The 26,783-nt window shown below is 68.3% G+C and carries 22 protein-coding genes; 14 read left to right on the plus strand and 8 right to left on the minus strand.

Annotated elements, in window-relative coordinates; translation table 11 throughout:
- Positions 1 to 3 precede the first annotated feature (3 nt).
- From CFB50_RS07555 to CFB50_RS07585, 7 genes are all read left to right on the plus strand, one after another.
- Positions 4 to 591 (plus strand): hydrolase, encoded by a 588-nt coding sequence (locus CFB50_RS07555; RefSeq protein WP_069247751.1) that lies wholly within the window; start codon positions 4 to 6, stop codon positions 589 to 591.
- 58 nt (positions 592 to 649) lie between these two features.
- Positions 650 to 1,813: a quinone oxidoreductase family protein gene (locus tag CFB50_RS07560; RefSeq protein ID WP_089446062.1), complete on the plus strand. Its 1,164-nt coding sequence runs from the start codon at positions 650 to 652 to the stop codon at positions 1,811 to 1,813.
- Between the two features lie 102 nt (positions 1,814 to 1,915).
- Positions 1,916 to 3,154 carry a CaiB/BaiF CoA transferase family protein gene (locus CFB50_RS07565; RefSeq protein WP_089445432.1) on the plus strand — a complete coding sequence of 413 codons (1,239 nt, stop codon included), beginning with the start codon at positions 1,916 to 1,918 and terminating at the stop codon, positions 3,152 to 3,154.
- Positions 3,151 to 4,014 carry an HpcH/HpaI aldolase/citrate lyase family protein gene (locus CFB50_RS07570; protein WP_089445433.1) on the plus strand — a complete coding sequence of 288 codons (864 nt, stop codon included), beginning with the start codon at positions 3,151 to 3,153 and terminating at the stop codon, positions 4,012 to 4,014. Before CFB50_RS07565 ends, CFB50_RS07570 begins: the two co-directional genes overlap by 4 nt.
- On the plus strand, positions 4,011 to 5,498 hold the full coding sequence (locus tag CFB50_RS07575; RefSeq protein ID WP_089445434.1) for an MmgE/PrpD family protein: 1,488 nt from the start codon (positions 4,011 to 4,013) through the stop codon (positions 5,496 to 5,498). The genes CFB50_RS07570 and CFB50_RS07575 overlap by 4 nt, the downstream gene beginning before the upstream one ends.
- On the plus strand, positions 5,495 to 6,514 hold the full coding sequence (locus CFB50_RS07580) for a cyclase family protein (RefSeq protein ID WP_089445435.1): 1,020 nt from the start codon (positions 5,495 to 5,497) through the stop codon (positions 6,512 to 6,514). Before CFB50_RS07575 ends, CFB50_RS07580 begins: the two co-directional genes overlap by 4 nt.
- A 273-nt stretch (positions 6,515 to 6,787) precedes the next feature.
- Positions 6,788 to 7,726 (plus strand): LysR family transcriptional regulator, encoded by a 939-nt coding sequence (locus tag CFB50_RS07585; RefSeq protein WP_069249278.1) that lies wholly within the window; start codon positions 6,788 to 6,790, stop codon positions 7,724 to 7,726.
- Positions 7,727 to 7,779: 53 nt separating this feature from the next.
- Here the strand turns inward: CFB50_RS07585 and CFB50_RS07590 are convergent, their stop codons facing one another.
- The 3 genes from CFB50_RS07590 to CFB50_RS07600 all read right to left on the minus strand — a co-directional run bounded on the left by CFB50_RS07590 (position 7,780) and on the right by CFB50_RS07600 (position 11,488).
- A complete protein-coding gene (locus CFB50_RS07590; RefSeq protein ID WP_089445436.1) occupies positions 7,780 to 9,270 on the minus strand; it encodes an MmgE/PrpD family protein in 1,491 nt (496 codons plus the stop codon).
- A gap of 46 nt (positions 9,271 to 9,316) precedes the next feature.
- Positions 9,317 to 10,399, minus strand: coding sequence for a porin (locus CFB50_RS07595; protein WP_089445437.1), 1,083 nt, complete (start codon positions 10,397 to 10,399; stop codon positions 9,317 to 9,319).
- 198 nt (positions 10,400 to 10,597) lie between these two features.
- Positions 10,598 to 11,488, minus strand: a complete 891-nt coding sequence (locus CFB50_RS07600; RefSeq protein WP_089445438.1) for an HpcH/HpaI aldolase/citrate lyase family protein — start codon at positions 11,486 to 11,488, stop codon at positions 10,598 to 10,600.
- Between the two features lie 232 nt (positions 11,489 to 11,720).
- Between CFB50_RS07600 and CFB50_RS07605 the strand changes: the two genes are divergently transcribed.
- The 4 genes from CFB50_RS07605 (at position 11,721) to CFB50_RS07620 (ending at position 16,429) form a co-directional block, all read left to right on the plus strand.
- A complete protein-coding gene (locus CFB50_RS07605; protein ID WP_069247759.1) occupies positions 11,721 to 12,485 on the plus strand; it encodes an IclR family transcriptional regulator in 765 nt (254 codons plus the stop codon).
- Positions 12,486 to 12,544: 59 nt separating this feature from the next.
- Positions 12,545 to 13,825: a CaiB/BaiF CoA transferase family protein gene (locus CFB50_RS07610; RefSeq protein ID WP_089445439.1), complete on the plus strand. Its 1,281-nt coding sequence runs from the start codon at positions 12,545 to 12,547 to the stop codon at positions 13,823 to 13,825.
- A gap of 56 nt (positions 13,826 to 13,881) precedes the next feature.
- The gene (locus CFB50_RS07615; RefSeq protein ID WP_089445440.1) at positions 13,882 to 14,901 is read left to right on the plus strand and encodes a cyclase family protein; all 1,020 of its coding nucleotides are present in this window, start codon (positions 13,882 to 13,884) and stop codon (positions 14,899 to 14,901) included.
- 76 nt (positions 14,902 to 14,977) lie between these two features.
- Positions 14,978 to 16,429, plus strand: a complete 1,452-nt coding sequence (locus tag CFB50_RS07620) for an MFS transporter (protein ID WP_089445441.1) — start codon at positions 14,978 to 14,980, stop codon at positions 16,427 to 16,429.
- Between the two features lie 28 nt (positions 16,430 to 16,457).
- Here the strand turns inward: CFB50_RS07620 and CFB50_RS07625 are convergent, their stop codons facing one another.
- The 5 genes from CFB50_RS07625 to CFB50_RS07645 all read right to left on the minus strand — a co-directional run bounded on the left by CFB50_RS07625 (position 16,458) and on the right by CFB50_RS07645 (position 22,809).
- Positions 16,458 to 16,952: a heme-degrading domain-containing protein gene (locus CFB50_RS07625; protein WP_069247763.1), complete on the minus strand. Its 495-nt coding sequence runs from the start codon at positions 16,950 to 16,952 to the stop codon at positions 16,458 to 16,460.
- Positions 16,953 to 17,066: 114 nt separating this feature from the next.
- Positions 17,067 to 17,885 (minus strand): 5-deoxy-glucuronate isomerase, encoded by an 819-nt coding sequence (gene iolB, locus CFB50_RS07630; RefSeq protein ID WP_089445442.1) that lies wholly within the window; start codon positions 17,883 to 17,885, stop codon positions 17,067 to 17,069.
- A gap of 52 nt (positions 17,886 to 17,937) precedes the next feature.
- Entirely contained in the window at positions 17,938 to 18,867 is a 930-nt protein-coding gene (iolE, locus tag CFB50_RS07635) for a myo-inosose-2 dehydratase (protein ID WP_089445443.1), read from the minus strand.
- Positions 18,868 to 18,926: 59 nt separating this feature from the next.
- Positions 18,927 to 20,810 (minus strand): 3D-(3,5/4)-trihydroxycyclohexane-1,2-dione acylhydrolase (decyclizing), encoded by a 1,884-nt coding sequence (gene iolD / locus CFB50_RS07640; protein WP_089446063.1) that lies wholly within the window; start codon positions 20,808 to 20,810, stop codon positions 18,927 to 18,929.
- Between the two features lie 40 nt (positions 20,811 to 20,850).
- Positions 20,851 to 22,809, minus strand: a complete 1,959-nt coding sequence (locus tag CFB50_RS07645) for a bifunctional 5-dehydro-2-deoxygluconokinase/5-dehydro-2-deoxyphosphogluconate aldolase (protein ID WP_089445444.1) — start codon at positions 22,807 to 22,809, stop codon at positions 20,851 to 20,853.
- 328 nt (positions 22,810 to 23,137) lie between these two features.
- Between CFB50_RS07645 and CFB50_RS07650 the strand changes: the two genes are divergently transcribed.
- From CFB50_RS07650 to CFB50_RS07660, 3 genes are all read left to right on the plus strand, one after another.
- Positions 23,138 to 24,064 carry a sugar ABC transporter substrate-binding protein gene (locus tag CFB50_RS07650; RefSeq protein WP_089446064.1) on the plus strand — a complete coding sequence of 309 codons (927 nt, stop codon included), beginning with the start codon at positions 23,138 to 23,140 and terminating at the stop codon, positions 24,062 to 24,064.
- A 68-nt stretch (positions 24,065 to 24,132) separates the two neighbouring features.
- Complete coding sequence (locus CFB50_RS07655; RefSeq protein ID WP_089445445.1) at positions 24,133 to 25,716, plus strand: sugar ABC transporter ATP-binding protein; 1,584 nt, start codon at positions 24,133 to 24,135, stop codon at positions 25,714 to 25,716.
- 26 nt (positions 25,717 to 25,742) lie between these two features.
- Complete coding sequence (locus CFB50_RS07660; protein ID WP_069247769.1) at positions 25,743 to 26,768, plus strand: ABC transporter permease; 1,026 nt, start codon at positions 25,743 to 25,745, stop codon at positions 26,766 to 26,768.
- The last annotated feature ends 15 nt before the right edge of the window (positions 26,769 to 26,783 follow it).

Below are 26,783 nucleotides of genomic sequence, written 5' to 3' on the forward strand. Positions count from 1 at the left end.
TACATGTCCATTCCGACGCTCAATCGCACCGCCGCGCTCGTCGCCATCGATCTGCAGAACGGTATCGTCTCGCTGCCGGTCACGCCGTACACCGGCGCACAGGTGGTCGCGAAGACGGTCGAGCTGGCGGCGGCTTTTCGCGCGCTGGGGTTGCCCGTCATCTACGTGCACACGAGCTACCTGCCGGACGGTGGCGTGGCGCTGAAGGTGAAGACGGATGCGCCGTCGCCGCCGCCGAATCTCGATCCCGAATGGAGCGCGTTCGCGCCGGCGCTCGGCGTATCGCCGTCCGACATCGTCGTGACGAAGCATCAGTGGGGCGCGTTCACCGGCACCGACCTGGACGTGCAGCTGCGTCGCCGCGGCATCACCGACATCGTGCTGACGGGCATCGCGACCAACATCGGCGTCGAGTCGACGGCGCGCCAGGCTTACGAAAACAACTACAACGTCGTCGTCGTGAGCGACGCGGTCAGCACCTCGTCGGCCGATGCGCAGACGTTCGCGCTGACCCAGATCTTCCCGAAGCTCGGGCAGGTCGCCGCGGCGGCGGACGTGGAGGCGGCACTGGAGCAGGCCCAGTCGCGCTGAAGCCGGCGAGTCGTTCGGCGCGCTTTTTCACATACCAGTCGTTTACCGAGGAATGACGATGATCAAGACCGATGCATGGGTTCTTTACGCAGGACCGGAACCGACCCGCCAGCAGCCGCCCGTCGCGGGCGAGCTGCGCCGCGAGACCTTCGAATTTTCCAGTCTCGAAGCCGACGAGGTGCTCGTCGAGCCGCTGTACGGATCGTGGGAAGCGAACCTCGACCACGCGCTGTCGCGTAATCCGGTCGATATCTGCCGCCAGCGCCGCGAGGACAAGATCGTGCTGGGCAACGGCGCACTGGTGCGTGTCCTGGAGCGCGGCAGCGCGGTCGGTACGCTGAGGGACGGCGAGATCTGCATGGTGATGCCGTTCGGCAAGCGCGACGAATACGGGTTCGCCGAACTCGTCTACGCGTACGACGCACCGGGCACGATCGGCGTGATGGCGCAGCGCACCAAGATGCGCGCCGACAACCTGGTGCCGGTGCCGACCGACAGCCGTCACTCGCTGCTGCAATGGGCGACCTACGGCCGCTACTTCACCGCATGGGACAACTGGAAGGTCGCGTCGACGTGCTGGCGTTCGCAATTGCCGGACGTCGATCCGGCCGACTATCTGGTGTTCGGCTGGGGCGGCGGCACGACGCTGGCCGAGTTGCAGCTGGCGAAGCGCGAGGGCTTTCGCGTCGCGATGACGGCGAGCAACGATCGCCGGCTCGAGGAACTCGCGAAGCTTGGCATCACGCCGGTCGACCGCCGCAAGTTTCCGGATCTCGCGTATGACGAGGCGCGCTACCGCGCCGATCCGGACTACCAGGCACGTTACCGGGAGTCGGAGCGCGTATTTGCCGAAACGATCGCCGAGCTGAGCGGCGGCCGCGGCGTCGCGATCTTCCTCGACAATCTCGGCGGCGCACTGTATCGCGCGACGATGCGTGTGACGGGCCGCACCGGCATCGTCGCGACGGTCGGCTGGAAAACCGGGATGCGTCTGTGGAACCTGCGCGCGACGGAATGCATCAACCGCCGCCTGCACATCCACACGCACGCATGGCGTTACGACGACAGCATCACGATCCGCGACTTCCAGGAGTCGACCGGCTGGATCGGCCAGGAACCGACCGAGATCTTCGATTTCGACGACGTGCCGAAGCTGGCGTCCGATTACCTGAACGGGAAGATCGAGACGTATTTCCCGATCTATCGGATCAACGTGGTCTAAGCCGCGGGTCGCGCGCCGTGCCTGCCTCGTCGCACGATGATTAGTCATGCAGACGATGGCGACGCACGGCGCGCCGTGCAATCCATCTCGTAGGAGAACGCCATGGCCTCAGTGGAAACCGGGGAGGTCGACGCCGGCACGGCGTCGGACAGCTCCAGCCGCGCGCCGCTCGGCGGCATTCGCGTGATCGACGCCGCGACGCTGTTCGCCGGCCCGCTCGCGGCGACGATGCTCGCCGACTACGGTGCCGACGTGATCAAGGTGGAGCATCCGACGGGCGATCCGGCGCGCAAGTACGGCGCGCGCCGCGACGACGTCCCGTTGTGGTGGAAGGTGGTCGCGCGCAACAAGCGGGCGGTCACGCTGAATCTCGGCACGGCCGACGGCCAGCGGATCTTCCGCGAGCTGGCGGCGCAGGCCGACGTCGTGGTCGAGAATTTCCGGCCCGGCACGCTGGAGCGCTGGGGGCTCGGCTACGACGTGCTGTCCGCGATCAATCCGCGGCTCGTGCTCGTCCGGGTGACGGGCTTTGGCCAGTTCGGCCCGTATGCGCGCCGCCCCGGCTTCGGCACGCTCGCGGAGGCGATGAGCGGGCTGGCGGCGGCGACCGGCGAGGCAGGCGGACCGCCGCTGCTTCCGTCGTTTCCATTGGCGGACACGGTGGCGGGGCTGACCGCCGCGTTCGCGATCATGACGGCGCTGAAGGCGCGCGATCGCACCGGACGCGGGCAGGTGGTCGATCTCGCGATCATCGAGACGATGCTGGCGGCGATGGGCGCGCAGGTCGCGAGCTACGACCAGACGGGGCGCGTGCCCGAGCGCACCGGCAACCGCTCGCCGAACAATTCGCCGCGCGGCGTGTATCGCACGTCGGACGGCAAGTGGGTCGCGCTGTCGACGTCGGCGCACAGCATCGCCGAGCGCGTGATGCGGCTCGTCGGCCGCGCCGACCTGATCGACCAGCCGTGGTTCGCGAACGGCGTCGAGCGCGCGAAGCATGCGGACGAACTGGACGCGGCGGTCGGCGGCTGGATCGGGCAGCGCACGCGCGCCGAGGTGCTCGATGAGTTCGAACGCGCGGAGGCGGCCGTCGCGCCGATCTACGACGTGGCCGACGTGCTCGACGATCCGCAGTATGCGGCGCTCGGCTCGGTTGTCTCGGTGGCCGACGCCGAACTGGGCGCGTTCCGCACGCACAACGTGCCGTTCCGGCTGTCCGATACCCCCGGCGCGATCCGCTGGGGCGGGCCGTCGCGCGGCGCGCACAACGATGAAGTATTCGGCGCATTGGGACTGGAACCGCAGGACCTTGCCGATTTGACCGAACGAGGTGTGATTTGAAACAGAGCGCAACCTGCCGCAGCTATCTGTACGTGCCTGCGCACAAGACGCAGGTGGTCGAGAAGGCCTATGCGAGCGACGCCGATGCGATCGTGCTGGATCTCGAGGACGCCGTGCCGGCGAGCCACAAGATCGACGCCCGCAAGGCCGCCGCCGCGATCCTCGCGGGCGGCCCGCCGAAGCCGACCTACGTGCGCGTCAACCCGATCGGGAGTCCATGGTGCCGCGACGATGTCGAGGCGATTGCGCTGCCCGCGCTGCAGGCGCTGCGTCTGCCCAAGTGCGATTTTCCCGCGCATATCCAGGAAGTCGCGGGCTGGCTCGATGCGCTCGGCAGCGAAGCGGGGATCCAGATCCTGATCGAATCGGCGTATGGCGTGGAGACGGCTTACCAGCTCGCGACCGCGTCGCCGCGGCTGGAGCGGATCGGGCTCGGCGAAAGCGATCTGCGCGCCGACCTGCGGATCGGCGTCGACAACTTCACGCTCGAAGTGTGTCGCGCGCGCTGCGTGGTGGTGTCGCGCGCGGCGGGGCTGAACGGGCCGATCCAGACGGTTTATCACACGCTGAACGATCTCGACGGTCTGAAGGAGTCGACGTTGCGTGCGAAATCGATGGGGTTCGTCGGCCGTTTCGCGATTCATCCTTCGCAGGTTCCGGTCATCAACGCGGTGTTCACGCCGTCGGACGAGGAAATCCATGCGGCCGAGCGGGTGCTGGAGGCCGTCGATGCGGCGGATGGCGAATCGTCGGTGTTCGTGCTTCCCGACGGTCGCGTGGTGGCGCCGCCGCTGATCGCGAACGCGCGCGTGACGCTCGCGCTGGCGACCCATCTCCGGCGCGACGGAGCACCGGCATGAACGCGCCCGACACGCTTGCCGCCCCGGCCGCGGTCGCCGGGCCCGTGAGTCCGGACGGCATCATCGGCGCGCTCGGTCGCTTCGCGGCGGCGGTGCGCACCGATGGGCTCGACCGCACGCTGCGCGTCGAGGCCGCCGCCCGCGTGCTCGACCTCGTCGGCAACAGCCTGATCGCGCATGACGAGCCCGTCGCACAGTCCGTGCTGCAGGTCGCGCGGCGCTGGGCCGGCAACGGTCCTGCGACCGTGATCGGCGCGCCCGGCCGGCTGCCGGCCGCGAGCGCCGCGCTCGTCAACGGCACGCTTGCGCACGCGATGGATTTCGACGACTCGCACATGCTGTCGGTGCTGCATCCGAGCGCATCGGTGATTCCGGCCGCGCTTGCCGCCGCACAGGCGAGCGGCGCGTCGGGCACGGCGTTGCTCGATGCGATCACGGTTGGCACCGAGATCTGCATCCGGCTCGGCGTGGCCGCCTACAACCCGCAGATCGGCAATTCGGTGTTCTTCGAACGCGGCCAGCATGCGACGTCGATCTGCGGGACGGTCGGCGCCGCCGCGGCCGCGGCGATGCTGCTCGGGCTCGATGCCGCGCAAATCGCCGCCGCGCTCGGCATTGCCGCGAGCATGGGCGCGGGCCTGCTCGAAGCCAATCGCACCGGCGGCTCCGTGAAGCGGATCCACTGCGGCTGGGCAGCGCATGCGGGCGTGAGCGCGGCGGAACTGGCGGGCGCGGGCGTGACCGCGCCGCCGACCGCGCTCGAAGGCCGCTTCGGCTTCTTCCGCGCGTGGTGCGGTGAGCTGGCCGACGTCGACGCGGTGCTGCGCGAACTCGGTGTCGACTGGGAGACGAGCCGGATCATCTTCAAGCCGTATCCGTGCAACCACTTCACGCATCCTGGCATCGACGCGGCATTGCAGTTGAAGGCGCAGGGCGTGACGGCCGACGACGTGGTGTCCGCCGAGCTGCGGGTCGCGACGTCGACGCTGCGCACGATCGGCGAGCCCGCCGCGCTGAAGGCCAACCCGCCGGACGGGTATGCGGCGGCGTTCTCGGGGCCGTACACCGTCGCGGCCGCGCTGCTCGGCGGCGGCGGGCTCGGGGTCTGGTTCGACGATTTCGACGACACGCTCGTGCGGGATCCCGCGCGCCGTGCGCTGGCCGCGAAGGTGCGCTGCGTCGGCGATCCGTGGTGCGACGAGCGGTTCCCGCATTTCCTGCCCGCCGTGCTGCGGGTGGAACTGCGCGACGGACAGGTGCTCGAGGCGCGCGTCGAGTCGAGCAAGGGCACCAATGCGCGGCCGCTGACCGAACAGGAACTCGTCGCGAAGTTCATACTCGCGGCGAGTTCGACGATCGGCCTGCCTCGCGCGCTCGAACTGCGCGACGCGGTGCAGGCGCTCGCCGACGGCGCGCCGCTCGATGGGCTGGCGGCGTTGACCTCCGGCGCGCATGCGAACCTGGAAGGAGGAGATCCATCTTGAGCACACCACGCTGGAACAAGCGGCCGCCCGGCTCGAACTGGGGCGATTTCGGTCCGGACGACCAGAAAGGGCGGTTGAACTGGCTGACCCCGGACAACGTGCGGCAGGGCGTTGCCGAGGTGCGCGAAGGCCTGTCGTTCTCGCTGAGCCTGCCGCTCGACGTGCCGCGTGGCGGCGGGCTGAACGCACGCCGCCGGCCACCGGCGATCATGCCGGCGCTGCTGGGCGGCAAGCCGTACTTCGGCTATCGCGCGGATGAACAGGTTGCAAACGCAACCGACGTGGTCTGCGACGATTCGTTCTGCATGCATTCGCAGTTCTCGACGCAATGGGACGGTCTCGCGCATGTCGGCGGCGTATTCGATGCGGACGGCGACGGCGTGCCGGAAATCGTGTTCTACAACGGCTTCCGGATGGGCGAGCATCTGCGGGTGCCGCAGGAGGGCGACGCCACCGGCGGCGCGCGCGCGCTCGGCATCGAGGTGATGGCGCGGACCGGCGTGCAGGGGCGCGGCGTGCTGATCGACCTGCGGCATCACTTCGGCGTCGCCCGCACGAAAGTGGGCTTCGCGCAGCTGATGCGCGTGATGGAAGAAGACGACGTGCGCGTCGAGCAGGGCGACATCGTCTGCATTCACACCGGTTTCGCCGATCTGCTGCTGAACGACGAAAGCGGGTCGCCCGCGACCGTCGCGAGTGCGTGCGTACTGGACAGCAGCGACGCCCGCCTGCTGCAGTGGATCGACGAGTCGCGGCTCGCCGCGCTCGTAGCCGACAACCATGCGATCGAGGAGCGGCCGCAACATGCGCAGCCGCTCGCGCAGCCGGAGGCGCTGATGCCGCTGCACGAGCTGTGCCTGTTCAAGCTCGGCATCCACCTCGGCGAGCTGTGGCATCTGACGCCGCTCGCGAACTGGCTGCGTGCGCATCGGCGCAACCGGTTCCTGCTGACCGCGCCCCCGCTGCATATCCGGGGCCTGGTCGGTGCGCCGGTGAATCCGGTCGCGACGGTCTGACGCGCGGGCGGACGGCGGCCCGTACGCGCGTGCCGGCGCGAACCGTTTCCATCCATCGATTGCTGATTTCGATTGACTCGTTTTTTCAAAAAAATCCTGGAAAACGAGTCATTTAAATCAAAAATCGAATCAATGGCGGCAGGTATATAAAAAATATTGAAACGTCAAGATTGGACTATTCTCGTTTATTGAACTAAATATCAGGGGAATTCCCCATTGCGATAATCGTGAACCGGGGAGGGCGATTAACCCGTTTAGTGGATGGTCACAATCATGAATCTACGTTCGATCGACCTGAACCTGCTGGTCATACTCGATGCGCTGCTGACCGAGAAACAGGTGACACGGGCCGGCCTGAAGGTCGGCCTGACGCAGCCGGCGGTCAGCAATGCGCTGTCGCGGCTGCGGTATCTGTTCAACGACGAGATCCTCGCGCGTGGCGCGATAGGGCTGGAACTGACCCCGCGCGCCCAGGCGCTGATCTCGCCGGTCCGGCAAATCATGCAACAAATAGAAGAATTGTTTGAATCGGATTATCAATTCCATCCTTTTACATCGGAACGTCATTTCACGGTCCGCATGTCGGATCTGACCGAATTGCTGCTGCTGCCCGCATTGTTGCGGCGCATGCGTACGGCGGCGCCGAACATCAGCCTGGACGTCGTGCATCCGAGCGCCGCCAAGACGGCCGAAGCGCTCGAAGCGGGGCGGCTCGACATGGCGATCAGCGCGGGCCTCGAGCATGCCGGCACGCTGTCGTCGGAAACCGTATTTCACGACCGGCTGGTCTGCATGCTGAGCCGCAAGCATCCCGACGCGGACAAGCCGCTGACGCTCGAACGGTTCCTCGCGCTCGACTTCCTCAACGTATCGATCAACCCGGTCGACCACAGCCTGATCGACAACCTGCTCGCGAACATGGGCTGCAAGCGCCGCATCGTGCTCAACGTGCCGCACTGGCTCGTCGTGCCGAACATGCTCGATGCGCTGCCGTACGCGGTGATCATGTCGGAGCGGCACGCGCTGAGCCTCGGCGATCCGCGCCTCGTGATCCGCGAACTGCCGCTCGCGATGGAGCCGGTCACGTGGTCGCTGTACTGGCATCACCGGTACGATGCGAGCAACGCGCACGGCTGGATGCGTCGCATGATCATTGCGGTCGCGGAGTCGCTCGAGGACGATGTCGCGGCGGACGCGTTCAGCGTCGGCTGAGCGTGAAGCCTCGTGGTGCCTCGTGGTGCCTCGTGATGCCGGCCGTGCACGGGTCAGCCCATGACGAACAGCGGCGGCAGCGTCGCGACGTCGGGCTGTTCGTCGAGGCGCCACAGATAATCGAGCGCGGCGCGCATCCGTGCCGCGCTCCAGTGCGGCCGGCAATTCTTCATGAACTTCGCTTCGTAGTCGTCGCGCTGCATCGGTTGTGTCGGCGAACCCGGCAGGTCGTCCACCTGCTTCGCATGAATCGCGCCGTCGTCGCACACGGCCGTCACGCGATTCGGCGCATGCGCGGGATAGCGGGCCGTCAGCGCCGGATCGGCGCTGACCGTGATTTTTCCGACCAGCGCGCGCAATGCCGGGTCGCGCAGCGCGGCGCTCGCATAGCTTCGGGTCGTGATGTCACCGTCGAGCATCGCCCGCGCGACGATGTAAGGCAGGCTGTGATCGGCGGTCTCGTGGGTCGACGGTGCCCATTTCTCCGGATCGCGGCCGGCCGTCACGTAGCCGACTTCGGTCGTGTGGATCTCGATGCGGCGGATGCGCCGCAGGTCGCCGACCTGGGCGGCGACCGCGAGCGCGGCCGGAATCGCCGTTTGCGTGAGCCCTTGCGCCGGATAGAACTTCACGAAGCATCGGCCGATCCGGAACGCGCCGCCGCGCCCGCCGAATTCGCCCGTATCGAGCGTGAACGGCCCGGATACCCGCTCGAAGAACCCGGCCGTCCCTTCGAAGATCGGCGCGGGGCCGGTGAGGCCGGCGCGGGCGAGTTCGGTCGAAAACACCGCGTTGCGCGCCGCGTCCGCGTCGGCGAGCGCTTTCCAGTTGGACAACTGCTGCACCCGTGTCTGGTTCAGCGCGAGATGGCTGTTGATCGACAGGTTGACCGCCTGCACGAGTTGCGGCGCGGGCAGGCGCATCAGTTTCCCCGTGGCGAGCGCGACGGCGGGCAGGCTGTAGCAGGTGTGGTCCCAGCCGCGGGGGCTGATGGCGGCGGCGTCCATCAGCCGGCACGCGATTTCGTACGCGATCGCGATCGACAGGATCAGGTCGCGGCCGGTGGCGTGCTGCGCTTCGGCGACCGCGAGGCACGCGGCGACGTTGTCGCTCGGATGGCCGGTTTCCTTGCCGGCATACGCATCGTTGAAATCGAAGTAGCGCAGCGCCGTGCCGGTTGCGAATGCGGCGAGATCGGGGTTCGTGCGCCGGTTCGTCCCGATCACGGTCGCGACACCACCGGGCGAGGCGAGCGCCGCATTGCGCGCGATGCGCACGGGCGGCTCGTCATACGCGGCGATCGCGCAGCCGAGTGCGTCGATCAGATGCGCCTTGATCGTCTCGACCGTCGCGGCGTCGAGGTCGCGATACTGCAGCCCGGCTGCATAGTCGGCGAGCTGCCGCGCGAGTTCGGGCCGGTCGGTGTCGCGCAGGTCGGCACGCGTGGCGCCGCTGGCGGCTGGTGACGCATCGGCGCGGGCGCGCATGACGGGCAGTGTCAGCGCAGCGCCGGTCAGGGCGGAAAGGAAATGGCGGCGGTTCATGGTTCTGGACTCCGAAGGTGTCAGGTGCGGGAAGGGGCTGCGAATGTCAGAACGCCTTGCGCAGGCCGAGCGCGACGCCCGCACTGCCCGAGCGATCGGCGGCGAGCGAGTAGTGCAGGAAGTTGTAGTTGTCGTTGTCGAAATCGAGCGCGGCGCGATGCGCGTAGCCGCCCGCCAGGTACAGCGTCACCGTCTTCGACACGAAGTAGTTCAACTGCAGCGTGACCTGCTGCGGACTGACGGGATGGGACGCCGGCGCGGGTGAATGGGCGGGATTCTGCGTACGGATGTGTTCGTAATAGACCGCGCCGATCACCTGCAGGAAATCGGTGATCGCGTAACGGACGCCGGCCCACCAGAACGTGAAGTTCGTCACGACCGACGGCGCGGCGATGTCGCTGCGCGCGTGTTCGACACCGGCCAGCAGTTGGGCGCGGCCGAGCGGCACGAGTGCGGAAGCGGCGTAGCGGCGGAAATGCGCGAAGCCGCCGGGCTGCGGCGTGTGGACATCGTCGAACGCCGCGGCGAACGAGAACGCATCGCCGGCGTAGTCGAAGCCTGCGCCGTACGCGGCGTTCGACTGGAACGCGCCCGCCGTGCCGCTGAACGCGTAGTGCGTTTCGAGCGTCAGCGCGCCGAGCTTCGCCAGGTATTTGACGACGTTGTTCTCGCGATAGTTGATGCCGACGATCGCGCCGTCCGGCTCGTACAGCGTCGAATAGGCGCCCGTCGGCGAATAGCGCTCCATGATGTCGAACAGCGTCGTGTACTGGCGGCCGAGCCGCAGTGCGCCCCAGCGGTCGTGCTGCAGTGCGACCCACGCGGAGCGGTCGAAGCCGCCCGAGCCGGCACCGGTGCCGTTGGTCAGGTTGATGCTGCTTTCGACGCGAAACGCCGCCTGCCAGCCGCCGCCGAGATTCTCGACGCCCTTCAGGCCCCAGCGCGAACCGCTCTTGCCGCCCGACGCCATCCGCACGAGCGATGCCGACGATTTGCCGTCCGGTGCGACCTGGCCGGTGAGAAATTCGGTGTACACGTCGGCGACGCCATACAGCGTGAGGCTGGTTTGCGCGCAGGCGCCGGCCGATACGAGGCCCAGTCCGCACAATGCGGACATTCGCTTGCCCATGGGGCTGTCTCCTTGTTTGAGGTTGTTGTTCTCCATACGCCGCGCGGGTCGAGAGGCGCGGCGCCGCAGCGCTATCCGGGGCGGACGGCGAACGGGGCGTGCCGCGCCGGGCCGCTCGCGTGCGTCGGGCGACGTACGCGGGCGAGGCGTGGCTGCGGGATCACGCGGGGGGACGGGCGCATCGCAGGCTCGCGCGGGTCAGCGTGCGCGCGCCCGTACGGCGGCGTCGCGCGCGAGCACGCGCGCCGCCTGTGCGACGCCGGCGGCGTCGACCATCCGGCCGTCGATGCGCAATGCGCCGCGGCCGTTGGCACGCGCGTCGTCGTAGGCGGCGAGCACGGCGCGCGCGTCGCGCACTGCATCGTCGTCGGGGCGGAACGCGCGGTTCAGCGCATCGACCTGCAGCGGATGGATACAGGTGGCGCCCGCATAGCCGAGTGCCGCGGACGCGCAGGCGATGCGCTCGAACGCATCGAGGTCGCGCAGTTCGTCGAGACCGTCGATCAGGCCGAGCGGCAGGATGCCGGCCGCTCGCGCGGCGATGATCAGCAACTGCTTCGGCACGCGCAGCACGTCGGCGCCGGTGCCGCTTTCGCAGTTCAGCGCGAAGTCGCCGCCGCCGAGCATCATCGCGACGACGCGCGGCGAGGCGCGCGCGATACGGTCCATTGCCTGGAACGCGCGCGGCGTTTCGATGATCGCGACGATACGCGTGCTGCCGGGCGCGGCACCGGCTTCGTCCTCGAGCGTGGCCAGCAGTTCGTCGATCGCCTCGACGTGCGAGCCGCCACGCACTTTCGGCAGCACGACGCCGTGCACGCCGGCCCGCACGGCTGCCCGCAGGTCCGGCACCAGCAGGTCGAGCGGGCCGTTGGCGCGGACCAGCACGTCGCAGCCGGCGCCGCGCAGCATCGGCACGGCGTCGGCGAGGCCGGCGCGGGCGTCGGGCTTGCACGCGAACGGGACGCTGTCCTCGAGGTCGAGGATCAGCGCATCGGCTGCGCTGGTCGCGGCTTTCGTGACGAAACGGGGGACGTGGGCAGGGACGTAGAGGAGCGAGCGCCAGACGGGTTGGGAAGAGGGGTTCATCGTCGTTCTCGTAAAATAAAAGTCACTTTCATTTTTGTGACTGATTGGCGCATTCGTCAAGATTATCGTTAACGCCTATAAATAACGGGAATTGAAAGAAGATGAACGATCTGCGCCATGCGAATTCATGTTGATGTCGTCGGCACTCTGCGTATAATGAAAGTTACTTTCATTTTTAGATGATCTTGGGCGATGCGGATCACCCGGTCGCCCGGCACAGCGTGAGGCGGACATGAGCAAGGTGGAGACGAACAACCCGGCAGAAGGCGGCGTGGCCGCGGTCAATCGCGCGCTGACCGCGCTGCTGGCTTTCTCCGGCGCGCCCGGCGGGCTGATGCTCGCGCAGGTCAGCGAGGTGACCGGGCTCAACATGAGCACGCTGCTGCGGATGTTCGAATCCCTCGAACAGTTCCGCTTCATCAAGCGTTTGCCCGACGGGCGCTACGTGCTGGGGCCGGCCGTATTCCAGCTCGGCGTGATGTACCGCGAGTCGTTCCAGCTGCGCGAGCATGTGATGCCGATTCTGTCGACGCTGTCGGTGCAGACCGGCGAAACCGCCGCGTTCTACGTGCGCGAAGGCGACCAGCGCGTCTGCCTGTTCCGCATCCAGGCCCAGCGCGCGGTGCGTACGCATCTGCGCGAAGGCGACCGATTTCCGCTCGACGTCGGCGCGGCGGGGCGCGTGCTGCTCGCGTTTTCCGGCACGCGCGGCGGCGAGTACGAGAAGACGGCCGAGCAGGGCTACACGGTGTCGATTGCCGAGCGCGATCCGGAGAGCGCGGCGATCGCATGTCCGGCGTTCGGCGTCGGCCGCGTGCTGAGCGGGGCAATCTCGCTCGGCGTGCCGCGCTATCGCTTCAACAAGAAAGTGCTGGCCGATTACCTGCCGTACGTGCAGGCCGCCGCTGCCGAGCTGACGCATGCGCTCGGCGGCGACCTGCCCGCCGCGGGTGCGCCGTTCCCGGCGGCCGACCAGCTTGGCGCGCTGCTCGAATAGCGCAGGCGCGCGGCGCGCGCCTCCCTGACCCACCGACAGACACCTACCAGGAGACAGTCATGTCCGTACCCGACACGCAGGCCGCTCATGCGGCCGGCGCGCATCGTCGCGCGCCCACCGGTCCGATCCGTCAGAAATCGTTCGACGCAGGCGCGGGCGGACCGCTGTCCGGCGTGCGCGTGGTCGACCTGTCGCGATTGATGGCCGGCAATATGCTGAGCGTGCAGCTCGCCGACTTCGGCGCGGATGTCGTGAAGGTCGAAAGCGAGCGCGGCGATACGCTGCGCGCGGTCGGCGCGGGTGGAATCAGCACGAACTGGAAGGTCTACGGACGCAACAAGCGCAGCGTGTGCGTCGATCTGCGCACGCCGGAGGGCGTCGACATCGTGCGCCGGCTGGTGCGCGACGCGGACGTGTTCGTCGAGAGCTTCAAGCCGGGCGTCGCGGAGCGGATGGGGCTCGGCCCCGACGACCTGCTCGCGATCCGGCCGGAACTGGTGATCGCGCGGATTTCCGGCTGGGGGCAAACCGGCCCGTATCGCCACAAGCCGGGCTTCGGCACGCTCGCCGAAGGCTATGCGGGCTTCGCCGCGATCAACGGATTCGCCGATCGGGAGCCGGTCCTTCCGCCGATGTTTCTTGCCGACATGACGGCAGGGATGTCCGGCGCGCTCGCCGTGCTGGTCGCGCTGCATGCACGCGGGACGCAGCGGGCGGCGGGGCAGGTGATCGACGTGTCGTTGTTCGAGCCGCTGCTGTCGATCCTCGGGCCGGCCGCGGCGAACTACGTGATGACCGGCGAGATCAAGCCGCGCACCGGCAGCCGCTCGACGAACACCGCGCCGCGCAATGCGTATCGCACCCGCGACGGCAAGTGGCTGTGCCTGTCGAGTTCGACGCAGGCGATGGCCGAACGGTTGTTCCGCGCGATCGGCCGCGCGGATCTGGTCGACGATCCGCGCTATGCCACCAACGTGCTGCGCGTGCGGCATGCGGAGGCGCTCGACGCGATCGTCGGCGAATTCATTGTCGCACGCGATCTCGATGCCAATCTCGCGTTCTTCGAGGAAGCGGGCGTGACGGTCGGGCCGATCCAGGACATCGCGCAGATCGTCGCGGATCGCTACGTGATCGAGCGCGAGGCGCTGGTCGAACTGCCCGACGACGACGTCGGCAGCCTGCCGATGCACAACGTCACGCCGCGCCTGTCGGGTACGCCCGGCGCGTTCCGCCGGCCCGCGCCCGCGCTCGGCGAACACAACCGCGAGATCCTCGAGCCGCTGCTCGGCGAGCACGAGTACGCGCGGCTCGCTGCGCGGGGCGTGATCCGTTCACGGTAAGCGGACCGCGCAACGACGGAAACCGGATGCACCGGACATTGCATGGAGGAGACACCATGAATCCGCGCTGGACCCATCGGCCGCCCGGCTCGAACTGGGGCGATTTCGGCCCGGACGACCAGAAAGGGCGCCTGAACTGGCTGACGCCCGACGCCGTGCTGCGCGGCGTCGCGGAAGTGCGCGAAGGCCGCGTTTTTTCGCTGAGCCTGCCGCTCGACGTGCCGCGCGGCGGCGGACTCAACGCACGGCGGCGTCCGCCGGCGATCATGCCGGCGCTGGTCGGCGACAGGCCGTACTTCGGCTATCGCGCGGACGAACAGGTTGCGAACGCAACCGATGTCGTGTGCGACGACGCGTTCTGCATGCATTCGCAGTTCTCGACGCAATGGGACGCGCTGTCGCACGTCGGCTCGCTGTTCGATCCGGCGGGCGACGGTGAAAAGACCCGGGTGTTCTACAACGGCTACCGGATGGGCGAGCATATCCGCGTGCCGGAGACCGGCGCGCCGGAAGGCGGCGCACGGGCGCTCGGCATCGAGGTGATGGCACGGACGGGCGTGCAGGGGCGCGGCGTGATGGTCGACCTGCGCCGTCACTTCGGCGACGCGCGGCGCAAGATCGGCTTCGACGACTGGATGGCGGTGCTGCGCGCGGATGACGTGAGCGTCGAGCGCGGCGATATCGTGTGCGTGCATACGGGCTTCGCCGACCGTCTGCTGGAAGCGGCCGCGCGCGGCGAGACCGGTGCGCCGCACGCCTGCTGCGTGCTGGACGGGGCCGACGCGCGCCTGCTGAACTGGATCGACGCGTCGGGGCTCGCGGCGCTCGCGGCCGACAACCATGCGGTCGAGGAGCGCCCGCGCGACGCGCAGCCGTTCGCCCAGCCGGGTGCGCTGATGCCGTTGCACGAGCTGTGCCTGTTCAAGCTCGGCATCCATCTCGGCGAACTGTGGCACCTGACGCCGCTCGCGGACTGGCTGCACGCCCATCACCGCAGCCGCTTCCTGCTGACCGCGCCGCCGCTGCATCTGCGCGGGCTCGTCGGTTCGCCGGTCAATCCGGTCGCCACCGTGTGATTGCCACGCCGCGCGGCCGGTGCCGCGCCATGACCGCCGTCCCGCGCGCCACGCGGGCGACTACCGAGGACACGCCATGTCTGACTCCCTTGCGGCATCGCTTGCCGCGCGCATCGATCGCCTGCCCGCGACAGCCGGTATCTGGAAGCTCGTGCTGTTCCTGAGCGTCGGCGGCTTCTTCGAGGTCTACGACCTGTTCCAGATGACCTATCTGCCGCCCGGGCTGATTCGCGACGGCATCTTTCACACCGGGGCACGCGGCCTGCTCGGCATGTCGGACCAGGGCGCGCTCGGCGCGGCGACGTTCATCGGGCTGTTCATCGGCGAAATGTTCGTGTCGCGCCTGGCGGACCGCTACGGGCGCCGCGCGGTGTTCACCGGTGCGCTGCTGCTCTATACCGCGGCGAGCCTGATGATGTGCGTGCAGTCGAGCGCGCTCGGCGTGCTCGTGTGCCGCCTCGTCGCAGGCTGCGGCGTCGGCGCGGAGCTGATCACGATCGGCGCGTTCCTGACCGAGCTGGTGCCGAAGGCGGTACGGGGCCGGGCATTCGCCGTCTGCTTCGCCGTCGGGTACCTGGCCATGCCGGTGCTCGCGCTGGTGTCGTGGCTCTGGGTGCCCCACGATCCGCTCGGCTGGTCCGGTTGGCGCTGGGTCGTGCTGCTCGGCGGAAGCGGGGCGGCGGTCGTCTGGTGGCTGCAGGCGCGCTTGCCGGAGTCGCCGCGCTGGCTCGTCGGCGTGGGCAGGGAAGCCGAGGCCGAACGCATCGTGCGGCAACTCGAACAGAGGGTGGAGCGTGAATCCGGCCGGCCGCTGCCCGCGGTCCGGCTACCGGCTGCCGCCGTGCCACTCGCGCCGGGTGCGCCGTCGATGTGGGGGGCGCGATACCGCGGCCGCACTGCGATGCTGATCGCGTTCAACGGATTCCTCAGCATCGGCTTTTTCGGCTTCAGCCAATGGCTGCCGACGCTGCTCGCCGCCCGGGGCGCAACCGTCGCGACGAGTCTCGGCTATGCGTTCGTGATCGCGTTCGCCTATCCGGTGTCGCCGCTCGTCGCCGGTCTGATCGCGGACCGGATCGAACGGAAGTGGCTGATCGTCGCGTCGGCGTTCGGCGTCGCGCTGTTCGGCAGCGCGTTCGCGATGTCGGCGCAAGCGCCGTTCGTCATCGCGTTCGGCCTGCTCGTCACGCTGTCGAGCACGGTACTCGCGAGCAATGGCACCGCGTACCAGGCGGAACTGTTTCCGACCGCGATCCGCGGGCGCGCGCTCGGTTTCGTGCATTCGATCGGCCGCCTGACCGGGGCCGTCAGCAGTTTCATCGTCGCGCTGCTGCTCGAGCGGGCGGGCGTATCGGCGGTGTTCGCGCTGATCGGCGGCAGCATGCTGATCGTGATGCTGTCGATCGGCGCGTTCGGGCCGCGCACCAACAACCGGTCGCTCGACGATATCCCGGACGAGCAAGCCGATGCGGCCGTGGCGAAACGGCCGGCCAGCACGCTCGACGTGTTGCCGACGCGCCGTTCGTGACGGCGCGCGTGCGACCGCGCAACGGCTGTTACGCGCTCATCGCCAGCGCATTCGCGCCGACGTGCCACCGCAAGCATTCGACGACGAGCGCGTGATTGGCTTCGGACCCGAGCCCCGCGATCGTCATCGCGCCGACGATGCCGGCGCCGTCGAGCCGCAACGGCACGCCGCCGCCGTCGAGCGCGTAATCGTCGTCCGACAGGCCCTGCGAGCGCAGCGACCAGCCGGCACGCCGAAAGCACGCGCCGACCGCGAGCGAACTCTGGCCGAAACGCAGCACCGTGTTCTGCCGGCGGCGGACAGCATCGCTGTCGTGCGCGCCGCTGCCGTCGAGCGCGCAGTAGAACAGCGGCGCGTGCCCGCCGACGATGCTGACCGCGATCGGCAGCCCGCGTCGCGACGCGAGGTTGACCGCGATCTCTCCGATGCGGCGCGCGACGGACGCATTGAAGTGCGGCAGCGCCGGGTTCGACGCATCGTCGTCGAAGGCGGGGTGGTCGAGGCGAAAGAGGGGCGTCACCATGGCGGCTCCGTAGCGTTGCCGGCGCGGTACGCGCGTGCCGGGCGTCGCATCGTCACGGGCCGCGCGCGGGCCCGTCTTCCGTTTAGTGCTTCGGCGTGTCGGCACGTCGGCGTTTCAGCGCTTGGGCGCCGCGTCGAGCATCCACTCGTGCGCGGGATCGTTCTTGAACGCCCACGCGCGGCTCGGCCCGGCCATCACGTTCAGGTAGTACAGGTTGTAGCCGTGCGGCGCGACCACCGGATGGTAGCCGCGCGGCACCATCACGACGTCATGGTCCTCGACCGCGCACGCTTCGTCGAGGCTGCGGTCGTCCGTGTACACGCGCTGGAACGCGAAACCCTGCGGCGGATCGATCCGGTGGTAGTAGGTTTCTTCGAGCGACGTTTCTTCAGGCGCCGCGTCGCGGTCATGCTTGTGCGGCGGATAGCTGCTCGAATGGCTGGCCGGCGTGACGACCTCGACCACGAGCAGCCGGTCGGCCGCCGGGTTGTCGCCCATCAGGATGTCGCACACGTAGCGCGTGTTGGTGCCTTGCCCGCGTACCGAGCGGCGCATCCGCTCGCCGTCGAGGCGCTGCACGGGCTTGTCGCCGCTCGCATACGGCGCGGTGCACAGCGCGATTTCCGCATCGCGCGTCGCGACCAGCGTGACCGTCTTGCCGCCCGGCACGTACAGCGCGTCCGGCGAAATGTCCTCGAACACGCTGTCGCGTTTGCCGAGCGCATCGTAGGGGGTGCCGTCGACATCCGCGCGCACCGTGCCGGTGAGCACGACGATGCACAGCTCGCGCGCGCCGGTGTCGAGCGTTTCGGTGTCGCCGGCTTTCAGGCGCAGCGCGCGGAAACCGACGTGCTTCCAGCCGGCCGACTCGGGCGTGACGTTGCAGATTTCGCGGTCGGCAGAGGCTTTGACCAGCAGGGGAGAAATCGTCATGGGGTGGGGCTCCGCAACAGGGTAGGGCTCATGCGTTCACGCGTTCATGCGTTCACGCGCTCAACCGGTCGACGATCGCGCGCAGCGATTCGTAACCCTTCTTCGCATACGCATAGCTCGGCGCGACGGCCGGATCCTGCTCGGCCTCGACGACGAGCCAGCCTTCGTAGCCGGCATCCTTCAGCGTGTGCAGCGTCGCCTCGTAGTCGAGCGCGCCGTCGCCCGGCACGGTGAAGGTGCCGTTGATCACGCCGTTCAGGAAGCTCCAGCCGTCGTTGCGCGCCTGCGTGACGACCTGCGGCCGCACGTCCTTGCAATGCACGTGAACCACCCGCGACACATGCTTCTTCAGCAGCGTGACCGGATCGGCCGCACCGCCGAAATACGCGTGGCCGGTGTCGAACAGCAGGAACACTTTCGCCGGGTCGGTGAGCGCCATCAGCCGGTCGACGTCGTCGGGCGACTCGACGTACGCGCCCATGTGGTGATGGTAGGCAAGCTTGATGCCGTACGTGTCGAGCAGGTGTGCGCCGAACGCGTCGAGGCGCGCCGCGTAGCGTCGCCAGGCTTCGTCGTCGACGAAGCGCGGGCGCTTCGCGACCGGCGTGTCGATGTTGCCCTGGATCGTGCCCGCGCATTCGCCGTACACGACGACCTTCACGTCGTTGTACTGCAGCTTCGTCAGGTGTGCGCGGCAACGCTCGATCTCGGCGGCGACCGCATCGGCGTCGCTCATGCCGGGCTCGACCTCGGCGAGGAAACCCGAATACCAGCCGGACACGCACACGAGCCCGAACTCGGCGAGCTTCGCCTTCAGCTCGGGGCCCGTCTTCGGAAACTTGTTGCCGAGCTCGAAGCCCGCGTAGCCGATTTCGGCGCCTTCCTTCAACGCCGTTTCGAGCAGCGTCTCGCCGCCGAGCGACGGCAGGTCGTCGTTCATCCACGACAGGGGATTGATACCGATGCGGACGTTCCAGCTCATGGTGCTTCCTTGGTTCGAATGTGTTTTTCGCGGGGAGGGTTCGTGGGCCGTGCGCGCGATCAGCGCCGCTGCCGGGTCTTCGCGTCGAGATACGCGCGGTGCGCTGCATCGACGCCGGCGCGTTCGGATACTTGTGGCACCGCGACTTCCCACCACGCGCCGCCGTCGTCGGTCGTGCGACGGTGCGTGGTGTCGATCACGAGCACCTGGCTCGTCGTCGCCGCGCGGGCGCGTTTCATCTCGCTGCGCAGCTCGCCGATGTCGCGCACGTGCACGGCTTCGGCGCCCATCGCGCGCGCATGCATCGCGAAATCGATGGTCGAGCGCTCGCCGCCCTCCGGCACGCAGTCGTCGAGCATGTTGTTGAAGCTCGCGCCGCCGCAATTCAGTTGCAACCGCTCGATGCAGCCGTAGCCGCGGTTGTCGAGGATCACGACGATGATCTTGCGGCCGAGCATCACGGACGTCGCCAGTTCCGCGTTGAGCATCATGTACGAGCCGTCGCCGACGATCACGATCACTTCGCGCTCGGGCCGCGCGAGCTTCGCGCCGAGGCCGCCCGCGACTTCGTAGCCCATGCACGAGTACGCGTAGTCCATGTGGTAGTTGCCCGGCACGCCGCTGCGCCACAGCTTGTGCAGCTCGGCCGGCAGCGTGCCGGCCGCGCACACGACGAGGTCGTCGCGCGCGCTGTCGCGGCCCGCGTCGGCCGCGGAGTCGCGCACCGCGCCGATCACTTCCGCGTCGTACGGGAGCGTGTCTTTCGGAATACGCGTCGTCAGATCGGTCACGCGCGCGTTCCAGGCGGCGGCCTGGTCGCGGTTGCTTGCGGTCCATGCCGGATCGGCTTGCCAGCCGGCGAGGGCGGCCGACAGCTGGCCGAGGCCCGTGCGCGCATCGGCCACCAGTTGACGGCCGCGTTTCTTGCCTGCGTCGAACGGCTGCACGTTCAGGCTCAAGAGCGTCGCATTGCCGTAGAGCGCATGCGAGCCGGTCGTGAAATCCTGCAGCCGCGTGCCGACCGCGAACACCACGTCGGCCTGCGCGGCCGCGCGGTTCGCGGCAGGCGAACCCGTTACGCCGATCGACCCGAGATTCAGCGGATGGTCCCACGCGAGGCTGCCCTTGCCGGCCTGCGATTCGGCGACCGGCACGCCATGCGTATCGGCGAACGCGCGCAGCGCATCCCACGCCTGGCTGTACAGCACGCCGCCGCCCGCGACGATCAGCGGCTTCTTCGCGGCCTTCAGCACGTCGAGCGCATCGGCGAGTTCGAGCGCGTCGGCCGGCGGCCGGCGCATCCGGATCACCGGCGACGCGAAGAAATCCTCGGGCCAGTCGTACGCGAAGGTCTGTACGTCCTGCGGCAACGCGAGGCACACGGGGCCGCACTGCGCGGGGTCGGTCATCACCTGGATCGCGCGCGGCAGCGCGGCGAGCAGTTGCTCGGGCGACGTGATCCGGTCGAAGTAGCGCGTCACCGGCCGGAAGCAGTCGTTCGCGCTGACGTCGCCCTGTTCGAAATCCTCGACCTGCTGCAGCACCGGGTCGGGCAGCCGCGACACGAACACGTCGCCGGGCAGCAGCAACAGCGGCAGCCGGCCGACGTGCGCGAGCGCGGCCGACGTCAGCATGTTGGTCGCGCCGGGGCCGATGCTCGACGTCGCGGCCATCATCCGCTGGCGGAAATTCGCTTTCGCGAACGCGACGGCCGCATTGGCCATCCCTTGCTCGTTGTGGGCGCGGAAGGTCGGCAGGCGGTCCTTTTCCGCGTGCAGCGCCTCGCCGAGCCCGGCCACGTTGCCGTGGCCGAAGATCGCGAACACGCCGCCGCAGTACGGCAGGATCTCGGTGCGGCCGTCGGGCTGTACGACTTCGGCGCGCAGGGCGGCCAGGTAGCGCACGAGCGCCTGGCTGACGGTCAGTCTCACGGTAGAGGTCATGTCGGTCGGTGAAGAGGAATGGGTCATCGCGGGCGTCGCATCAGGCCGCGGCGGCGCGGGCGGCCGCGGCACGGCGGCCGAGCCATGCGTCGACGAGCTGCGCGAAGTTGCCGGCGACTTCGTCGATCAGCGCCTGGTCGTCGATCCGGCCGGCGAACCAGTTCAGCGATGCGTCGGCCCACAGCGTGCGCCCGACCATGAAGCCCTTGACGATCGGGTTGGTCGCGGAGCGGAAGCTGTCGACCAGGTATTGCAGCGGCTGGTTCAGCCCGAGGATCACGGCGCCGCGGCAATGCGGGTCGCGCTCGGCGATCAGCGCGGCGAGCCGCGTCCAGCCGTCGGCGGTGAGCGGCGTGAGCTTCCACCATTCGGGCTTCACGCCGAGGTTGTAGAAGCGCGCGATCGTGCGCAGCACCGCGTCGTCCTCAGTGCCGGCCGGCGTCACCGCGCGCGGCGGAATCATTTCCAGCAGTAGTTCGTTGCCGCTGGCGCGCGTGGCTTCCCACAGTTCCAGCACGCGCTGCTCCTGTTCGACGCGCAGGTCGACCGGGTCGTCCGGGTGATAGTGCACGAGGCACTTCACGACCTGTTCGGTCGGCCAGTGCGTGAGCGACGAGCCGACCGAGCGCGTTTCGTCGAAGCGCAGCGGCCGCGAGCCGGGCAGCTCGACCGGGCGGCCGACCCACCAGCCGCGTCCGGTCGCCGACGCCAGCGCGTCGCTGCCGTAGCCGCCGCCGTCGATCAGCACGCCGACGTGGCCTTCGATGTGGCGATCGCGCTCGACCTGTTCGACCGCGCGCACGAGCAGGCGCTTCAGCGTCTTGATCCGCGCTTCGTCCGCACCGGCCTGCACCGCGAGTTCGTAGAACTGGCTGCGATGGTCGAACGCCATCACGCACAGGTCGTCCCATTCGCGGCGCGGCACCGTCACGCGATGCAGGTGCGCGAGTGCGTGGTCGGCGTCGACCACCGGGTTGCGGCTGCCGTCGAACCAGTGCGCGAGCTCGGCCGGCGTCGGCATCGCGGCCGAACACGCGTGGCGCGACACGACGATCGCGCCGCACGCATTCGCGATGCGCGTCGACTCGGCCCAGTCGCGGCCGCGCAGCAGCCCGGACAGCAGGCCCGACAGGAACGCATCGCCCGCGCCGAGCACGTTGAGCACCTCGACGCGTTCGCCGAGGAAGGTCGGCGCATCGTCGATGCGCGCGGGAACGTCGCCTTCGATCACGCAGCAGCCGAGCGCGCCGCGCTTGACGACCAGCGTCGCATTCGTGATCTTGCGCACCGCCTGCAACGAGCCGATCACGTCGTGCGGCACGCCGCCCGCGATCAGGAATTCCTCCTCGGTGCCGACCAGCAGGTCGAATTCGCCGAGCACCTGCTGCAGCTGCCGCGTCACCTGCGCGTCCGGCACGTAGCGGTTTTCGCCCGCGCCGCGCGCGGTCAGCCCCCACAGCACCGGCCGGTAGTCGATGTCGAGAATCCGCACGACGCCATGGCGGCGCGCATAACCGAGCGCGGTCAGCGACGCCTCGCGCGTGCCCGGCGTCGACAAGTGCGTACCGGTGATCGCGAGCGCGCGGCAGCCGGCGATGAAGTCCTCGCTGATCTCGTCGGCGCGCACGGCCATGTCCGCACAGTTCTCGCGCACGAACAGCAGCGGGAACGTGTCGCGGTCCTTCAGCCCGAGCAGCACCAGCGCGGTGAGGCGCTCGCGGTCGGTCTGCAACTGGCTCGTGTCGCAGCCTTCGCGCTCGAGCGTCTCGCGCAGGAAGCGGCCCATCTGCTCGTCGCCGACGCGCGAAATCATCGCGGTCTTCAGCCCGAGCCGGGCCACGCCGAACGCGACATTGCCCGACGAGCCGCCGAGATACATCTGGAAACTGCGCGCATCCTCCAGGCGGCTGCCGTACTGCTGCGCATAGAGATCCACGGCCACGCGGCCGAGGCAGGCGAGATCGATGGGGCGGTCACTCGGAAAGTTCAGCAGGCTCATATCACGTGTCACGCTCGCGGCCGGCGTTCGGCGATGCCGGCGGATTAGGGGACCGAACCTCGGGCGGCGAGCCGCACCGTGTGCTGCACGACGCGGGACTGCCTGCCGCAAGGAATCGGGCTACGGAACGGAGTCTAGACTTTTTGGAAATCCAGTTCCCTAGGTGAAATCACGTAGAAATAAATTTCCAAATTTTCGAGGAAGTGATCTACAGTTTCATCCGGATGCTTCAGTCCCGATCGGACCCGATGGGGCCCCGATCGGACTCGGCCCGGCGGCGCGCAACGCGCCGTCTTCCGCCCCCCGGAGATGAGGAGACAGATTGATCATGAAGACCAAGCTGATGGCCGTCGCGGCCGCCGCGATCCTGGCAGCGCCGCTCGCGCATGCCGAGAAGATCGGCGTGACGATGGCGTCGTTCGACGACACGTTCCTGACCATCCTGCGCAACAGCATCGCCGATTCGGCGAAGAAGGACGGCGCGACGGTACAGATCGAGGACGGCGGCAACGACGTCGGCAAGCAGTTGAGCCAGGTCCAGAACATGATCGCGCAGAAGGTCGACGCGATCATCGTGAACGCGGTCGATACCGACGCGACGCCGAAGATCACCAAGATGGTGACGGCCGCGAAGATCCCGCTCGTGTACGTGAACCGCAAGCCGGTCGATTTCGACAAGCTGCCGGCCGGCGTCGCGGTCGTCGCGTCCGACGAGAAGCAGTCGGGCACGCTGCAGGCGCGCCAGGTGTGCAAGCTGCTCGGCGGCAAGGGCGACCTCCTCGTGCTGATGGGCGAGCTGTCCAACGAATCGGCGCGCGCCCGCACCAAGGACATCGAGGACGTGATCGCGACGAAGGATTGCTCGGGCATGAAGATCGTCGACAAGCGCGAAGGCAAGTGGAGCCGCACGCAGGGCCAGGACATCACGATGAACTGGCTGAGCTCCGGCACGAAGTTCGACGCGATCGTGTCGAACAACGACGAAATGGCGATCGGCGCGATCAACGCGCTGAAGGCCGCGCGCAAGCTGACGCCGAAGACGGTCGTCGCGGGCATCGACGCGACGCCGGACGGGCTCGCGGCGATGAAGGCCGGCGAGCTGAAGGTGTCGGTGTACCAGAACGCATCCGGCCAGGGGCAGCAGGCCGTCGCGGCCGCGCTCAAGCTCGCGAAGAAGCAGCCCGTCGACCGCTACGTGAACGTGCCGTTCGAGCTCGTGACGCCCGAGAACATGAACCAGTACGCGAAGCACTGACCGGTGATCCGTTGAATGGCGCGGGCCCGGCACGACCGGGTTCGCGCACGACTTGTCGAGGAACGTCCATGTTTACAGCCAGAGTCGCGCGCCCGATGGCCGGCGACGCTGCGCGGGCCGCTTCGTCCGGCTCGACCGGCGCGTCGGCCCCGCCGGCTTCTTCCGCGGCCGACTGCGTGCTCGAGGTGCGCGGCGTCGGCAAGTCCTTTCCGGGTGTCGTCGCGCTTGACGGCGTGCAGTTCCGCGTGCGCCGCGGCACCGTCCATGCGCTGATGGGCGAGAACGGCGCGGGCAAGTCGACGCTGATGAAGATCATCGCGGGCGTCTACACGCCCGACCAGGGCGAGATCCTGATCAACGGCGAACCGGTCGTGCTGAACGGCCCGCTCGACGCGCTCGACCGCGGCATCGCGATGATCCACCAGGAACTCAACCTGATGCCGTACATGACGGTCGCGGAGAACATCTGGATCCGCCGCGAACCGAAGAACCGCTTCGGCCTGATCGATCACGCCGCGCTGCGCCGCCAGACGGCCGAGCTGTTCGAGCGGCTGTCGATCGACATCGATCCGGAAACCGACGTGCGCACGCTGACGGTCGCGAGCCGCCAGATGGTCGAGATCGCGAAGGCCGTGTCGTTCGACTCCGACGTGCTGATCATGGACGAGCCGACTTCCGCGCTGACCGACAAGGAAGTCACGCACCTGTTCCGGATCATTCGCCAGCTGCGCGAGCAGGGCAAGGGCATCGTCTACATCACGCACAAGATGAACGAGCTGTTCGAGATCGCCGACGAGTTCTCGGTGTTCCGCGACGGCAAGTACATCGGCACGCATGCATCGAGCGACGTCACGCGCGACGACATCATCCGCATGATGGTCGGGCGCGAGATCACGCAGATGTTCCCGAAGGAAGAGGTGCCGATCGGCGAGGTCGTGCTGTCGGTGCAGAACCTCGGCGTCGACGGCGTGTTCCGCGACGTGAGCTTCGAGCTGCGCGCGGGCGAGATCCTCGGCGTGGCCGGCCTCGTCGGCTCGGGGCGCTCGAACGTCGCGGAGGCGCTGTTCGGCGTCGTGCCGGCCACGTCGGGCGAGATCCGCATCGACGGCAAGCCGGTGCGCATCACGACGCCCGCGCAGGCGATGAAGCACGGGATGGCCTTCCTCACCGAAGACCGCAAGGACACCGGCTGCTTCCTGAATCTCGACCTGCTCGCGAACATGGAAGCCGCGGTGCTCAGCAACCGCTACGTGAAGTTCAATTTCGTGCGGCAGGCGCAGCTGAAGCGCGACTGCGAGGAAATGAGCCGGATGCTGCGCGTGAAGTCGCCCGGGCTGCACGAGGAAATCCAGAACCTGTCGGGCGGCAACCAGCAGAAGGTGCTGATCGGCCGGTGGCTGCTCACGCAGCCGCGCATCCTGATCCTCGACGAACCGACGCGCGGCATCGACGTCGGCGCGAAGGCCGAGATCCACCGGCTCGTCAGCGCGCTCGCCGGCAAGGGCGTCGCGGTGCTGATGATCTCGTCGGAGATGCCGGAAGTGCTGGGAATGAGCGATCGCGTGATGGTGATGCACGAAGGGCGCATGACCGGCATCGTCGATCGCAAGGACGCCGACCAGGTCCGCATCATGGATCTCGCGTCGCGCTGAGCCGAACCAAGATTGGAGACAAGGAAATGGGCAACATGAACCCGGTCGCGGATGCGCAGACCATGACCCTCAAGACGCGGCACACGAAGTGGCCGCCCGAGCTGAGCATCTTCCTCGTGCTCGTCGGCATCAGCCTGTTCTTCGAGATCGTCGGCTGGATCGTCGTCGGCCAGAGCTTCCTGTTCAACACCGAGCGGCTCGAGATCATCGTGCTGCAGATGGCCGTGATCGGCATCATCGCGGTCGGCGTGAACCTCGTGATCATCACCAGCGGGATCGACCTGTCGTCGGGCTCGGTCGTGGCCGCCGCGGCGGTCGTCTCGGCCAGTCTCGCGCAGGTGTCCGACTTTCCCCGCGCGGTGTTTCCGCACCTGACCGACCTGCCGATCATCTGGCCCGTGCTCGCCGGCGTGTGCGTCGGGCTGCTGGTCGGCCTGCTGAACGGCTCGCTGATCGCGATGACGGGCATCCCGCCGTTCATCGCGACGCTCGGCACGATGGTCGCCGCGCGCGGCTTCGCGAAGTGGTTCACCAACGGGATGCCGGTGTCGATGCTGACCGATCAGTTCGCGGCCATCGGCGCCGGCGCCAATCCGGTGATCATCTTTCTCGTGATCGCCGCGATCTTCCACGTCGTGCTGCGCTACACGCGCTTCGGCAAGTACACCTATGCGATCGGCGCGAACCGGCATGCGGCCGTCGTGTCGGGCATCAACGTCACGCGCCACCTGATCTTCGTCTACGCGATCGCGGGCCTCCTGAGCGGGATCGCCGGCACCGTGACGGCCGCGCGCGCGATTTCCGGCCAGTCGGGCATGGGCGTGATGTACGAACTCGATGCGATCGCGGCGGTCGTGATCGGCGGCACGTCGCTGTCGGGTGGCCTCGGCCGCGTGACCGGCACCGTGATCGGCGTACTGATCCTCGGCGTGATGACGTCGGGCTTCACATTCATCCGCATCGACGCGTATTACCAGGAGATGGTCAAGGGCGCGATCATCGTCGCGGCCGTGATCGCCGACCAGTACCGCAACAAGAAGAAGCGCCGCTGACCCGTCATGCATCGC

It is taken from the genome of Burkholderia sp. AU33423 (assembly GCF_002223135.1).
Classification (GTDB): Bacteria; Pseudomonadota; Gammaproteobacteria; order Burkholderiales; family Burkholderiaceae; genus Burkholderia; species Burkholderia lata_D.